Below are 14,292 nucleotides of genomic sequence, written 5' to 3' on the forward strand. Positions count from 1 at the left end.
GTCAGGCCCCCTCGGCCCGCACCAGGGAGTCAAGCGGAATGGATGGGTCCGCCAAGGCTTCGCGGTCGACCGGGGTCTTCGACCTGATCAGGGCCTGGATGTGCTCGGTGACGTCCCACACGTTCACGTTCATCCCGGCCAGGACCCGCCCCTGTGACAGCCAGAAGGCGATGAACTCCCGCTTGCCCACGTCACCGCGGATCAGCACCTGGTCGTAGCCGCCGGCCGGCGCGTACCCCGAGTACTCCAGGCCCACGTCGTACTGGTCCGAGAAGAAGTACGGCACCCGGTCGTAGCCGACCTCCTGGCCCAGCATGGCCCGCGCGGCGGCCGGCCCGCCGTTCAGCGCGTTGGCCCAGTGCTCCACCCGCAGCCGGGTCCCGAGCACCGGGTGGTGGGCGGCGGCCACGTCCCCGACCGCGTAGACGTCCGGGTCGGAGGTGCGCAGGGAGGAGTCCACCGCGATCCCGCCGCCGTGCTCCCGGTCGACCAGGGCCAGCCCGGCGGTCTCGGCGAGCGCGGTCCGCGGGGCGGCCCCGATCGCGGAGAGCACCGCGTGCGCCGGGTGCTCCTCCCCGTCGTCCGTACGGGCGGCCAGCACCATCCCGTCGTGGCCCACGATCTCGGTCAGCCGCGCCCCGAAGTGGAACCGCACCCCGTGATCGGCGTGCAGGTCCGCGAAGAGCCGGCCGATCTCCGGGCCGAGCACCGCGTGCAGCGGGGTGGCCTCCGGCTCGACGACGGTGACCTCGGCACCGTAGCCGCGGGCCGCGGCGGCCACCTCCAGCCCGATCCATCCGGCGCCGGCGATGAGCAGGTGCCCGTTGTCCCGGCCGAGCCCGGCCAGTACGCCCTTCAGCCGTTCGGCGTGCGCGAGGCGCCGCAGGTGGTGCACCCCGGCCAGGCCGGTTCCGGGGACGTCCAGGCGGCGCGGCTCGGCGCCGGTGGCCAGCAGCAGCTTGTCGTAGTGCAGGACGGCGCCGTCGCCGAGGACCACCTTCTTGGCGTCCCGGTCGAGGTGGACGGCGGGTTGGCCGAGGTGCAACTCGATGTCGGCGGCCGCGTACCAGGACGGCTCGTGGACGAAGACGCTCTCCCGGTCGTCCTTGCCGGTCAGGTAGCCCTTGGACAGCGGGGGGCGTTCGTAGGGATGGTCGCGCTCGTCGCCGATCAGGATCACCCGCCCCGTGAACCCCTCAGACCTCAGCGTTTCGGCCGCCTTCGCCCCGGCGAGCCCTGCTCCGACGATGACGAACGTCCGGTGTGCGTCGACCACCTGATGCCTCCTCATAACCTCGCCGCCACATGCGAGCACATGCGAGCGTCCCGCACCGAGCCTGCCGCGTGAAGGGGGAGTGGCTCGATCAGCTCACCTTTCGGCGCGTCGGCCGCGCCGGGTGAGGCGTGCGTGAAGGGAACGGGCGGATGCGTCCGTGAGGCACGCGATCTGGTCGATGACCGCCCTCTTCCTGGCCTTGTCGTCCGGGGCCGCGTCGAAGATCGCCCGGAACTGCGGGTCCAGCCCCTCGGGCGCGCGGGCGCTCAGCGCCTCCGCGAGTTCGGCCAGGACGATGCGCTGGTCGGCGCGGATCCGTTCCTGCTCGTCGCGCTGCATCACGTACAGATTGGCGACGGCCTTGAGGACCGCGCACTCGTTGCGCGCCTCGCGCGGGATCACCAGTTCGGCACCGTACCGGGTGAGGCGGCCGGAGCCGTACGCCTCACGGGTGGCACCCTCTGCGGCCAGGCAGAACCGGCCGATTAGCTGGCTCGTCGCGTCCTTCAACCGGGACTGGGCGAGCGCCGAACCGTCGTACCCGTGCGGCCACCAATCCTGCTCCATCAAACGGTCGAGGGCGGCCCGCAGCTCCTCGGGCGCGGTGTCGGCGGGGACGTACCGGCCGATGGCCACCTGCCAGATCGCCGTGCGCTCGGGTTCGGCGTAGAGCATGTTGGGGTCGAGGTGGCCGGCGTGCAGGCCGTCCTCGAAGTCGTGGACGGAGTACGCGACGTCGTCCGCCCAGTCCATGACCTGGGCCTCGAAGCACTTGCGGTCCGCGGGCGCGCCGCGGCGCAGCCAGGCGAAGACCGGTAGGTCGTCCTCGTACGCGCCGAACTTCACCGAGTCGGGGTCGGTGGGGTGGTCCCCGCGCGCCCACGGGTACTTGGTGGCGGCGTCCAGGCAGGCCCGGGTGAGGTTGAGGCCGACGCTGACGAGCTCCCCGCTCGCCGGATCGGGCACGAACCGCTTGGGCTCCAGACGGGTCAGCAGGCGCAGCGACTGGGCGTTGCCCTCGAAGCCGCCGCAGTCCTTGGCGAACTCGTTGAGCGCCTCCTCGCCGTTGTGGCCGAAGGGCGGGTGGCCCATGTCGTGGGAGAGGCAGGCGGCTTCGACGAGGTCGGGGTCGCAGCCGAGCGCGGCGCCGAGCTCCCGTCCGACCTGGGCGCACTCCAACGAGTGGGTGAGGCGGGTGCGGGGGCTCGCGTCCCAGTCGTAGGAACGGCTGCCGGGCGTGACGACCTGGGTCTTCCCGGCGAGGCGGCGCAGCGCCGCCGAGTGCAGCACTCGGGCGCGGTCGCGCTGGAAGGCGGTCCGACCGGGCCGTTTGTCGGGCTCGGCGGCCCAGCGTTCGGTGTCGGCCGCGTCGTAGCGGCCGTGGTGGTCGTCGGTGAGGGCGTGCGTGGTGCCTTCCATGCAAAGACGGTAACCGGAACAACTGACAAACCGGGATCAGGCGGAGACGAGTTCCGGCCGCACCAGGTCGAGGGGGAGCGCGCGGGCCTCGTCGTACCGGTGCAGCAGCAGCCGGGCCAGCGCCGGGTGATCGCCCAGCGGGGCGGCGGCGGGGCCGGGCGCGGCCGCGGCGGCCTGGGTGGCGAACCGGCCGGGCGCGGCGAAGTACGAGGCCACGGCGATCCGGTGGTGACCACGGGCGGCGAGGGCCCGGACCGCCTCGGGCGCGTTCGGCGCGGCGGCGGAGGCGTAGGCGGGGGTCACCGGGACGCCGCCGAGGCGTTCGCTGAGCAGGGCGGCGGTGCGGCGGGTGTCGGCCGCCGAGTCGGGGTCGCGGGAACCGGCGGCGGCCAGCACGACGGCCGAACCGGGGGCCGGGGTCCAGCCGGTCTCCAGGAGCCGCTCGTAAAGGGCCTCGACGAGCAGCGGGTGCGGGCCCAGCGGGGCGGCGACGCGGGTGAGCAGGTGGCCGGCACGGGCGGCGGCCGCGGGGAGGTCACGCTTGACGTGGTACCCGCGGCCGAGCAGCAGCGGGACGAGCACGGCCGAGCCGGACAGCCCGCTCAGGGTGTCGTCGAGCAGCGGCTCGTTCAGCTCGACGTGGCCGAGCCGGACGTCGAGCCGGGGGCGGAGTTCGCGGACCCGTTCGAGGAGGGCGAGGGCGGTGTGCAGGGCGCGCGGGTCACGACTGCCGTGGGCCACGGCGACGAGGGTGGGCTGCATGGGCGGACTCCGGGTCGGCGCAGGCCGCTGAGCTGGGTGCCCAGCTGGAGGGTGATGCGGCCGAGCAGCTCGGCCGTACTGTCGAAGGGGAGGGCGGGAAACTCGGGAGGGTGCACCGGCTCCGTCATGAACCGATCCTCCGCGCCGGAGGTTGCCGGTGCGTTGCGCGGGGATGACGGGTCTTTGCCGTGTGCTCACATCGCGGCCGGCGCGACTGTTCGGAGCCGGCGCGGCCGGCGGCGTACCTGCCGCAGATCGGGTTCCGGGCGAACCGCGCGGCCCCGGTACGCGTCCTGACCAGCGGACGAGCAGTCGAGACACCAGGGGATGGATGATGCGCCGACCGCGCCTGCCGAGAGTCGAGTGGAGCCGGGCGGTGGCGGCGCTGCGCAGCGTACGGACCCGGCGGCGGGCGGTGCAGGCCGTCATGGCGGGCTGCGTACTGGCGCTGCTGCCCTCGGCGTGGATGCACGCGGTGGCCGCCGACCGGCTGCGGACCACGGCGGGCGCGCCCTCCGCCGAGGTGGCCGTGGTGTTCGGCGCGGGCCTCCTCGGGAGCAGGCCCACCCCCTACCTGGCCGACCGGCTCGATGCCGCGGCCGAGCTGTACCGCACCGGCAAGGTCAAGGTCGTCCTCGTCACCGGGGACAACGGCCGGCACGACTACGACGAGCCCGACGCGATGCGCAGCTACCTCACCGCGCACGGGGTGCCGGACGAGCGGATCGTCAGCGACTACGCGGGCTTCGATACCTGGGACTCCTGCGTGCGGGCCAAGGAGATCTTCGGCGTGGAACGGGCCCTGCTGGTCACCCAGGGCTTCCACATCCGCCGTGCCGTCGCCCTGTGCCAGGCGGCGGGCCTGGAGTCGTACGGCGTCGGGGTGGCCGACGTGCACGACGCCACCTGGTACTACGGCGAGACCCGCGAGGTCTTCGCGGCGGGCAAGGCGGCGCTGGACGCGGCCTTCAAGCCCGCACCGCGCTTCCTGGGACCGAAGGAGGAGGGGGTGTCGCGGGCGCTGGCCGCTCTGGCAGACTGACGACCCCGCCGCATATGCCGATTAGTCATATGCCGTTCCGTCCGTACGAGAGCATCAGGGGTGTGGAACCGTGGCTGTTGTGGATCTGAGCGGCAAGGTCGTCGTCATCACCGGGGGAGCCCGGGGCCTGGGCGCCGCGGCCGCGCAAGCCGTCGTGGACGGTGGCGGCCGGGTACTGATCACCGACGCCGAACTCGCCGTCGACGGCGGCTGGACCGCGGGCCTGACGGTGAAGCACCTGACCGGCCAGTGACCCGCCCCGCCCCCCGGCCGCGCCGGGCCTCACCGCAGCCGTCCGGCGGCGCTGAGGCGGAGCACCCGGACCCGTAACGCGCCGCGGCGGCCGACGTAACACCGGCGACCCACCCTGGACCGCATGCACACCGCCGGCTCCGCCACCGACACGCACTGCCCGTACTGCGCCCTGCAGTGCGGGATGAGGCTGCGCCCCGAACCGGGCGGCGCCACCGTGGCGGTGGAGGAGCGGGCCGACTTCCCCGTCAACCGGGGCGCGCTGTGCGGCAAGGGCCGCACCGCCCCCGCCGTGCTCTCCTCCCGGGTACGCCTGACCGAGCCGCTCGTCCGCACCCACGCCGGGCGGCTGGAGCCGGCCACCTGGGAGGAGGCCCTCGACGCCGTCGCCGAGGGCCTCGCCCGCACCGGCCGCACGCACGGCCCCGACGCCGTCGGGGTGTTCGGCGGCGGCGGGCTCACCAACGAGAAGGCCTACGCGCTCGGCAAGTTCGCCCGCATCGCCCTGCGCACCTCGCAGATCGACTACAACGGCCGCTTCTGCATGTCCTCGGCCGCCGCCGCCCACCAGCGGGCCTTCGGACTCGACCGCGGCCTGCCCTTCCCGCTGGCGGACGTCCCGCGCACCGGTTGCGTGATCCTCGTCGGCTCGAACCTGGCCGAGACTATGCCGCCCGCCCTGCGCTACCTCACCGAGCTCAAGGCGAACGGCGGCACCCTCATCGTCATCGATCCGCGCCGCACCCGCACCGCCGAACAGGCCGACCTGCACCTCGCCCCGCGCCCCGGCACCGACCTCGCCCTCGCGCTCGGCCTGCTGCACCTGATCGTCGCGGAAGGCCGGACCGACGAGGAGTTCATCGCCGCCCGCACCACCGGCTGGCAGGAGGCCCGGGCCGCCGCGATGGCCCACTGGCCGGAGCTGGTGGAACGCATCACCGGGATACCGGTCCCCAGGCTCCGCGAGGCCGTGGCGATGTTCTGCGCCCCGGAATCCGCCATGGTCCTCACCGCCCGGGGCCCCGAGCAGCAGTCCAAGGGCACCGACACCGTCGGCGCCTGGATCAACCTGTGCCTGGCCACCGGCCGGGCCGGCCGACCGCTGTCCGGCTACGGCTGCCTCACCGGGCAGGGCAACGGCCAGGGCGGCCGCGAGCACGGCCAGAAGGCCGACCAGCTCCCCGGCTACCGCAAGCTCACCGACCCGGCCGCCCGTGCCCACGTCGCCGGGGTCTGGGGCGTCGACCCCGACGGCCTCCCCGGCCCGGGCCGCAGTGCCTACGAACTCCTCGACGCCCTCGGCAGGGACGTGAAGGCCCTGCTGCTGATGGGCTCGAACCCGGTGGTGTCCGCCCCCGGCGCCGCCCACGTCGAGGACCGCATCCGCTCCCTGGACTTCCTCGCGGTCGCCGACGTCGTCCTCTCCGAGACCGCGGCCCTCGCGGACGTGGTCCTCCCGGTCACCCAGTGGGCGGAGGAGACCGGCACCACCACCAACCTGGAGGGCCGCGTCCTGCTGCGCCGCCGGGCACTGACCCCACCGCCGGGGGTCCGCAGCGACCTGGACGTGCTGCACGGACTCGCCGCCCGCCTGGGCGTGGAGAAGGGCTTCCCCACCGAGCCGGAGGAGGTCTTCGAGGAACTGCGCCGCGCCTCGGCCGGCGGCCCCGCGGACTACTCGGGCATCACCTACGCCCGGATCGAGGCCGAACAGGGCGTCTTCTGGCCCTGCCCCGCAAGCCCTGAAGGCGGCGAAGGCTCCGGCGGCGAAGGCTCCCCGGGCACCAAACGCCTCTTCCTGGACCGCTTCGCCACCGACGACGGCCGGGCCCGCTTCGTCCCCGTCTCCCACCGGGACGCCGCCGAGGTCCCCGACGCGGACTACCCGCTGCTGCTCACCACCGGCCGGGTCGTCGCCCAGTACCAGTCCGGAGCCCAGACCCGCCGGGTGGACGAGCTCAACGCGGCGGCCCCCGGCCCCTTCGTGGAACTCCATCCGCGGCTGGCCGCCCGGATCGGCGCGGTCGACGGCAGCCCCCTCGCCGTGACCTCCCGCCGCGGCCGGGCCGTCGCCCCGGCCCGCATCACCGACACCATCCGGGCGGACACGGTCTTCATGCCCTTCCACTGGCCGGGCGAGGGCCGCGCCAACACCCTCACCAACCCGGCCCTGGACCCCACGTCCCGCATGCCGGAGTTCAAGGTCTGCGCGGTCCGCGTCGAGCCGGCCTGATCAGGCACCGTTCGCGAAGGTCGGGCGCAGGGCCTCCACCAGCCGGGCCAGGAACACCTCTTCGCCCGGGGCGGCCAGCTCGGGGTACTCCGCCTCGAAGTGCTCCCACTCGGCGCCCACGTAGCCCTCGGGGGCGATGTGCACGATGTCCAGCAGCTCCACGTCCCGGTTCGGCTGCGGGTTTTCGCCCGCCTGCCGGAACACCTCCTGGAGCAGGGCGTTCGGCAGTCGGTGCCGTTCGGCGAGCAGGACCGCGTCGTACAGGTCCTTGCCCTGCGGGTGCCGGTCGCTGATGAGCCACAGCACCTTCCAGGCCAGCGACAGCGCCGCAGTCGCGGCGAGGACCACCGCCCCGCAGGCGAGTTCGGCCGGCTCCGGCGGTACCGGGAGGCGCTCGTTGAAGACGAAGTCCAGCTGGACCTGCCCGTCCGGCAAGCCGGGTACGGACCACGGCAGCACCATGCGCCGCCCCGGCACCCGGTCGTACGTCCAGATCTCCTCCGACACCGCTCCCGAGGCCTTGATCCCGGCCCGCCCGTCGGCCGCCGCCGCGATGCCGTCCAGCATCCGGCCGGTCCGGCCGTCCTCCATCCGCCACGTTTCGGGGACCACCACGAAGTCCAGGTCGCCGGGCTCCCGGGCCTGCTCCCCGAACCAGTCGGCGAGCAGCACGCTGCCCCGCAGCACCAGCGAGTCCGCCCACTCGGACTCCGAGACCGCCAGCAGGACCGCTTCCATGGCCGCGCGCCGCGCCCGCACCCAGGCGAGGGTCCGCTCGGGGGAGTCGAAGACCGGGTCACCGGCCCGGTAGCCCTGGAAGTTGTGCCGCAGCGACGGGTCGAAGACCGCCCGCTGACGCACGTCGTCCCCGACGACCGGACGCAGCGTCCGCGGTAGGTGCCGGGCCGCGCGCGTCTCCTCGTCCAGGGGCTCGCTCGGCAGGTGCGTGCTGTTGATGCCGAACTCCCGCCACGAGCTCATCGCGCACCTTCCCCGAGGCTCTTCTCCAGCAGCGCCAGCTTACGGTCCTCGTACCGGCGCCCGGTCGGTGTCGGCGGCGCCGGGTCCCGGACGTCCCGCTCCCCGGTCATGCCGTCACCCCTTCGTCGATCCACCCGTCGTCCACCGACAGGTCGCTGTCGTACAGCACGAACTCCCGCTCCTGCGAACGGATCCTGTACCCGGCGGCGCCGAGCGCCGCGACCAGCGCGTCGCACGCCGCCCCCGCCTGCGCCGCCGTGCCGCGCCACCGCTGGGTCACGAACCGCTCGTGCACGCCCCCGGCCAGGACCCGGCGGGCGTTCCAGGACAGGTGGGCCCCGTGCGGGACGACCAGGGCCTCCAAGGCCGCGCGGTCGAAGTCCGCGGGCAGCAGCAGCTTCAGATGGTGCTCGAAGTAGCCGCCGCCCGGTCCGGGCGGGTCCGCGGTCCACGGGACCGTCTCCACCTTGACCCGGACCGGGTCGAAGCCGGCCGCCCGTAGTCGCGGCACCAGCAGCTCGTGGCCCGTGCGGTCCGGCAGGGTCAGCATCGGCTGGGACACCATCCGGCCGCGGGCCAGCAGGATGTGCGTGACCTTCAACTCCCGTGCCCCGGCCCACGCGTCGAGGCGCGCCAACTCCGCTGCGTCCGCGCAGCGCACCGTCACATGGGTCTCGTACTCCGACATGGAGTCGATCATCTCGGACATGCGTCCGATCCGCATCGGGGTTCCCGCCGGGGGGTAACCATCGGTCACGCACCGGACTCAGAAAGTGCTCGCACGCCCCTCGTGGCCGCGATGTGTCGTACCCCACACTGGGGTGCGGTGCCCCCGTCCTCGGAGCCCTGGAGGTCGCCCCCGTGCAGACCCGGACCCTGACCGTGAACGTGAGCGAGTCCTCGGAGGCCAAGGCCGTGGACGAAGAGCCCGAGGTACTGGAGCTGATCGAGCCGGTGCCCGTGCAGCGCAGGCGCAGCAGCGGCGACAGCGGAGGCGGAGCGGGCCCGTCCGCCGACTTGTTCCGGCAGTACCTCCGCGAAATAGGCAGGATTCCGCTGCTCACCGCCGCCGAGGAGGTGGACCTCGCGCGCCGCGTCGAAGCCGGCCTGTTCGCCGAGGAGAAACTCGGCAACACCCCCGATCTCGACTCCCAGCTCGCCCTCGACCTCGACAAGCTCGTCGTCATGGGGCGGATGGCCAAGCGCCGGCTCATCGAGTCGAACCTGCGGCTCGTCGTCTCCGTCGCCAAGCGGTACGTGGGCCGCGGACTCACCATGCTCGACCTCGTGCAGGAGGGGAACCTCGGGCTGATCCGCGCCGTCGAGAAGTTCGACTACGCCCGCGGGTACAAGTTCTCCACCTACGCCACCTGGTGGATCCGGCAGGCGATGTCACGGGCCCTCGCCGACCAGGCCCGGACCATTCGGGTGCCCGTCCACGTCGTCGAACTGATCAACCGGGTCGTCCGCGTACAGCGTCGGATGCTCCAGGAGCGCGGGTACGAGCCCACGGCCGAAGAGGTCGCCGTCCAGCTGGAGTTGACCCCCGAACGGGTCCTGGAGGTGCTCCGCCTCGCGCAAGAGCCGGTCTCCCTGCACGCCCCGGTGGGCGAGGAGGACGACGTCGCGCTCGGCGACCTCATCGAGGACGGGGACGCCGCCTCCCCCGTGGAATCGGCCGCCTTCTTCCTGCTGCGCGAGCACCTGGAAGCCGTCCTGTCGACCCTCGGCGAGCGCGAGCGCAAGGTCGTGCAGCTGCGGTACGGCCTCGCCGACGGGCGGCCCCGTACCCTGGAGGAAATCGGGCGGATCTTCGGCGTGACGCGCGAGCGGATCCGCCAGATCGAGTCCAAGACCCTCAACAAACTGCGCGACCACGCCTTCGCCGACCAGCTCCGCGGCTACCTGGACTGACGGACCAACGGAAAAGGGGGCGCCCCGCCAGGCGCCCCCACCCGTTGCCCCGGCTCCGGCTACGGCTGCGCGGGTTCGTGCGGGTCGGCCAGGCTCCGGCTCATCCAGACGTCGTCGACGTAGGCCCCGTCCAGCAGGAACTCCTCGGGCAGGACTCCGACCACCGCGAACCCGCACCGCCGGTAGAGCTGCTGGGCCGGCTCGTTGTGGCCGAGCACGCGCAGGTTCATCCGGCGGGCGCCACCGGCCCGCGCGGCGGCGCAGGCGGCCTCGACGAGGGCCTGCCCGACCCCGCTGCCGCGGGCGGACTCGCGGACCGCCAGTCCCTGGACGTGACGGACGTGCCGATTGGTTTCGAGGGGGCTCGCCGGGGCCTGGGCGACGTACCCGACGATCTCCTGCCCGCGTTCCGCGACGAGGAAGCCCTCCACCGGGTGCCGCTCGTCGAAGACGGCCGCGTCGGCCGCGCGCTCGGGGCCGGGTTCGCTCACGCGCGACCACACCGAGCGGGCCAGCTCCAGTATTTCGGGTTCGTCCTCCGCCCGAGCGGGGCGTACCACCACGTCCGTTGCCATGCCGTCATGCTAACGACGGCGCAGGGGCACCCGAGTGCGTCCCGCACCCGAATGCCCCTCGCCGCCGCCGTCCCCCGGGCCGCCTAGTCGACCTCGGCCACCGCCTGCGCGAACTGCGCCGCGTACAGCCGTGCGTACGCGCCGCCCGAGGCCAACAGCTCCTCGTGCGTGCCCTGCTCCACGATCGATCCGCTCTCCATCACCAGGATCACGTCCGCGTCGCGGATCGTGGACAGCCGGTGCGCGATCACGAAGGACGTGCGGCCGCGCGCGAGGCGCGCCATCGCCTTCTGGATCAGCACCTCGGTACGGGTGTCCACCGAGCTCGTGGCCTCGTCGAGCACCAGGATCACCGGCTCCGACAAGAACGCCCGGGCGATGGTGATCAGCTGCTTCTCGCCCGCGCTGACCCCCGCGCCCTCGTCGTCCAGCACGGTGTCGTAACCGTCCGGCAGGGTGCGGACGAACCGGTCCGCGTGGGCGGCCCGCGCCGCCTCCTCGATCTCGGCGCGCGTGACCTCGCGCGAAGCGCCGTAGGCGATGTTCTCCGCGATGGTGCCGCCGAACAGCCAGGTGTCCTGCAGCACCATGCCGATGCCGTCGCGCAGTTCCTCGCGGGTCATCTTCGCGATGTCCACCCCGTCGAGGGCGATCTCCCCGCCCGTGACCTCGTAGAACCGCATCAGCAGATTGACCAGCGTGGTCTTGCCGGCGCCGGTCGGGCCGACGATCGCGACCGTCTGGCCCGGCTCGACCGTGAGCGAGAGGTTCTCGATCAGCGGCTTGTCCGGCTCGTATCGGAAGGCCACCTTGTCGAAGGTGACCTGACCGCGCAGCTCCTGCGGACGCTCCGGAACCACCGCGTCCGGCTCCTGCTCCGGCGCGTCGAGCAGCTCGTACACCCGCTCCGCCGAGGCGACACCGGACTGCACGAGGTTCGCCATCGAGGCGACCTGCGTCAGCGGCATCGAGAACTGCCGCGAGTACTGGATGAAGGCCTGCACGTCACCGATCGACAGGGTGCCGGAGGCGACCCGGAGCCCGCCGACGACGGCTATCAGCACGTAGTTGATGTTCGAGATGAAGAACATCACCGGCTGCATGATGCCGCTGACCAGCTGCGACGTGAAGGAGGCCCGGTAGAGCGCCTCGTTCTGCTCGGCGAAGACGGCAGCGGACTCCTTCTGCCGGCCGAAGACCTTGACCAGGCTGTGGCCCGAGTACATCTCCTCGATGTGGGCGTTGAGCGCGCCGGTCGCCTTCCACTGCGCCACGAACTGCGGCTGCGACTTCTTGCCGATCTTCGCGGCGACGAAGACCGACAGCGGTACGGTCACCAGCGCGACGAGCGCCAGCAGCGGAGAGATCCAGAACATCATCACGAGCACGCCGACGATGGTCAGCAGCGAGTTCAGCAACTGGCCCATCGTCTGCTGGAGCGTCTGGCCGATGTTGTCGATGTCGTTCGTGGCCCGGCTCAGCACCTCGCCGCGCTTCTGCTGGTCGAAGTAGGACAGCGGCAGCCGCGACAGCTTCGCCTGGAGCTCCTCGCGCATCCGGTAGACGGTGCCGTTCATGACGTGGTTCGACAGCCGGGTCGCGACCAGCATCAGCAGGCCGGCCAGGGTGAAGACCACCAGCGCCCAGATCGCGACGACCCCGACGGCGCCGAAGTCGATGCCCTGCCCCGGGGTGAAGTCGGTACCGGCGAGCATGTCCGCCATGCCGTCCTGGCCCCGGGCGCGCAGCCCGTCCAGCGCCTGCTGCTTGGTGGTCCCGGCCGGCATCTGGCGGCCGACGATCCCCGCGAACACCAGGTCGGTGGCCTCGCCCAGGATCTTCGGGCCCACCACCGCGCAGCCGACGCTGCCGACGACGGCCGCGACCATGCCCCAGATCTTGGCCCGGTCGTACGCGAGCTGGCGCAGCAGCCGCTTGCCCGAACCCTTGAAGTCCATGGACCGCTGGGCCGGCCCCATCATCATCCGTCCTCCGGGCCCGCTCATGCGGCCTCCGCCTCCGTCAGCTGGGAGAGCACGATCTCCCGGTAGGTCTCGTTGCCGGCCATCAGCTCGTGGTGGCGCCCCTCGCCCACGACCTGGCCCTCGTCCAGGACGATGATCCGGTCGGCGTCGCGGATCGTGGAGACCCGCTGGGCGACGATGACCACGGTCGCGTCCTCGGTCTCGCGGGCGAGCGCCGCGCGCAGCGCCGCGTCCGTCGCGTAGTCCAGGGCCGAGAAGGAGTCGTCGAAGAGGTAGATCTCCGGGCGCTGCACGAGCGTGCGGGCGATGGCCAGACGCTGGCGCTGGCCGCCGGAGACATTGGTTCCGCCCTGACTGACGGGGGCCTCCAGGCCGCCCTCCAGCGCGGAGACGAACTCCTTGGCCTGGGCCACCTCCAGCGCCTGCCAGAGCTCTTCGTCACTCGCGTCCGGGCGCCCGTAGCGCAGGTTGGAGGCGATGGTCCCGGAGAACAGGTACGGCTTCTGCGGCACCATGCCGACCGTCTTGGCCAGCAGCTCCGGGTCGAGCGCGCGGACGTCCTCCCCGTCGACGAGGACCTCGCCGCCGGTCGCGTCGAACAGGCGCGGGACCAGGCCCAGCAGGGTGGACTTGCCGCTTCCGGTGGAGCCGATGACCGCCGTGGTCTCGCCGGGTCGGGCCACCAGGTCCACGCCGCGCAGGACCGGAGCCTCGGCGCCCGGGTAGCGGAAGTCGGCGCCGCGCAGCTCCAGGCGGCCGCGGCGGGCGAGTTCGCGCACCGGGTCCTCGGGCGGGACCACGCTGGACTCGGTGTCCAGGACCTCCTGGATGCGTTCCCCGCAGACCTCGGCGCGCGGCACCATCATGAACATGAAGGTGGCCATCATCACGGCCATGACGATCTGCATCAGGTAGGCCAGGAAGGCCGTCAGCTGGCCGATCTCCATGCCGCCGCTGTCGACGCGCATCGCACCGAACCAGATGACGGCGACGCTGGAGATGTTCACGACCACGATGACCGTGGGGAACATGTACGCGAGGAGCTTGCCGGCGGACAGCGAGACGCCGGTCAGGTCGGCGTTGGCCTCGCGGAAGCGGTCCTTCTCGTAGTCGTCGCGGACGAAGGCGCGGATCACCCGGTTGCCGGTGATCTGCTCGCGCAGGACCCGGTTCACGGTGTCCAGGCGCACCTGCATCTGGCGGAACAGCGGCCGCGTCTTGAAGACGATCGCGCCGACCGAGATCCCGAGCACCGGGACGACGGCGAGCAGTACGCCCGACAGCTTCACGTCGAGCGAGAGCGCCATGGCGATGCCGCCGACGCACATGATCGGGGCCGAGACCATCAGGGTGAAGGTCATGAGCACCAGCATCTGGACCTGTTGGACGTCATTCGTCGTACGGGTGATCAGCGACGGGGCGCCGAACTGGCCCAGCTCCCGCGCCGAGAAGCTCTGCACGCGGTCGAAGATCGCGGCGCGGACGTCCCGGCCGAAGGCCGCGGCCGTGCGGGCGCCGTAGTAGACGGCCCCGACGTTGCAGACGAGCTGGACGAGGGAGACACCGAGCATCAGCGCGCCGAAGCGCAGGATGTAGCCGGTGTCACCGTTGACGACACCGTTGTCGATGATGTCGGCGTTGAGCGTGGGCAGGTAGAGGCTGGCGCTGGTCTGCAGCAGTTGCAGCAGGACCAGCACCGCGATGGGTTTCCGGTACGTACCCAGATGGGTCCGCAGAAGTCGTATGAGCACGCGTAGGCTCCGGTCGGCATGATCGAGGGGGTTCAACCCATCTTGGGCCAACCGGCCCCGTGATCCCCACCGGATTTCGCAAAGGCCGGTCAAAAGGACCAG

At 72.4% G+C, this 14,292-nt stretch carries 11 protein-coding genes and 1 pseudogene; 4 read left to right on the forward strand and 8 right to left on the reverse strand.

Features of this window, described 5'->3' with window-relative positions; translation table 11 throughout:
• Position 1 precedes the first annotated feature (1 nt).
• The 3 genes and pseudogenes from ACIQK6_RS18465 to ACIQK6_RS18475 form a co-directional block, all read right to left on the reverse strand.
• Positions 2-1,276 (reverse strand): FAD-dependent oxidoreductase, encoded by a 1,275-nt coding sequence (locus ACIQK6_RS18465; RefSeq protein WP_329102241.1) that lies wholly within the window; start codon positions 1,274-1,276, stop codon positions 2-4.
• A 93-nt stretch (positions 1,277-1,369) separates the two neighbouring features.
• Positions 1,370-2,695, reverse strand: a complete 1,326-nt coding sequence (locus ACIQK6_RS18470) for a deoxyguanosinetriphosphate triphosphohydrolase (RefSeq protein WP_329102242.1) — start codon at positions 2,693-2,695, stop codon at positions 1,370-1,372.
• A gap of 36 nt (positions 2,696-2,731) precedes the next feature.
• A pseudogene (locus tag ACIQK6_RS18475) lies at positions 2,732-3,585 on the reverse strand (sirohydrochlorin chelatase).
• Between the two features lie 206 nt (positions 3,586-3,791).
• Here ACIQK6_RS18475 and ACIQK6_RS18480 point away from each other — a divergent pair.
• The 3 genes from ACIQK6_RS18480 (at position 3,792) to ACIQK6_RS18490 (ending at position 6,984) form a co-directional block, all read left to right on the forward strand.
• Entirely contained in the window at positions 3,792-4,499 is a 708-nt protein-coding gene (locus tag ACIQK6_RS18480; RefSeq protein WP_402695142.1) for a vancomycin high temperature exclusion protein, read from the forward strand.
• A 70-nt stretch (positions 4,500-4,569) separates the two neighbouring features.
• Complete coding sequence (locus ACIQK6_RS18485) at positions 4,570-4,752, forward strand: hypothetical protein (protein ID WP_329102246.1); 183 nt, start codon at positions 4,570-4,572, stop codon at positions 4,750-4,752.
• 123 nt (positions 4,753-4,875) lie between these two features.
• Positions 4,876-6,984, forward strand: coding sequence for a molybdopterin oxidoreductase family protein (locus ACIQK6_RS18490; protein WP_329102248.1), 2,109 nt, complete (start codon positions 4,876-4,878; stop codon positions 6,982-6,984).
• Here the strand turns inward: ACIQK6_RS18490 and ACIQK6_RS18495 are convergent, their stop codons facing one another.
• Together ACIQK6_RS18495 and ACIQK6_RS18500 are read right to left on the reverse strand one after the other, a co-directional pair.
• Complete coding sequence (locus ACIQK6_RS18495) at positions 6,985-7,965, reverse strand: nucleotidyl transferase AbiEii/AbiGii toxin family protein (protein WP_329102250.1); 981 nt, start codon at positions 7,963-7,965, stop codon at positions 6,985-6,987.
• Positions 7,966-8,071: 106 nt separating this feature from the next.
• Positions 8,072-8,674, reverse strand: a complete 603-nt coding sequence (locus ACIQK6_RS18500; protein WP_329102252.1) for a hypothetical protein — start codon at positions 8,672-8,674, stop codon at positions 8,072-8,074.
• 92 nt (positions 8,675-8,766) lie between these two features.
• On the opposite strand from ACIQK6_RS18500, the gene ACIQK6_RS18505 reads away from it, so the two are divergent.
• Positions 8,767-9,879 (forward strand): RNA polymerase sigma factor, encoded by a 1,113-nt coding sequence (locus ACIQK6_RS18505; RefSeq protein ID WP_402695095.1) that lies wholly within the window; start codon positions 8,767-8,769, stop codon positions 9,877-9,879.
• A 59-nt stretch (positions 9,880-9,938) separates the two neighbouring features.
• Here the strand turns inward: ACIQK6_RS18505 and ACIQK6_RS18510 are convergent, their stop codons facing one another.
• From ACIQK6_RS18510 to ACIQK6_RS18520, 3 genes are all read right to left on the reverse strand, one after another.
• Entirely contained in the window at positions 9,939-10,454 is a 516-nt protein-coding gene (locus tag ACIQK6_RS18510) for a GNAT family N-acetyltransferase (RefSeq protein ID WP_329102256.1), read from the reverse strand.
• A gap of 83 nt (positions 10,455-10,537) precedes the next feature.
• Positions 10,538-12,460: an ABC transporter ATP-binding protein gene (locus ACIQK6_RS18515; RefSeq protein ID WP_402695096.1), complete on the reverse strand. Its 1,923-nt coding sequence runs from the start codon at positions 12,458-12,460 to the stop codon at positions 10,538-10,540.
• Positions 12,457-14,190 (reverse strand): ABC transporter ATP-binding protein, encoded by a 1,734-nt coding sequence (locus tag ACIQK6_RS18520; RefSeq protein WP_402695097.1) that lies wholly within the window; start codon positions 14,188-14,190, stop codon positions 12,457-12,459. The genes ACIQK6_RS18515 and ACIQK6_RS18520 overlap by 4 nt, the downstream gene beginning before the upstream one ends.
• Positions 14,191-14,292: the final 102 nt, after the last annotated feature.

Source organism: Streptomyces sp. NPDC091682 (assembly GCF_044756625.1).
In the GTDB taxonomy this organism is placed as follows: Bacteria; Actinomycetota; Actinomycetes; order Streptomycetales; family Streptomycetaceae; genus Streptomyces.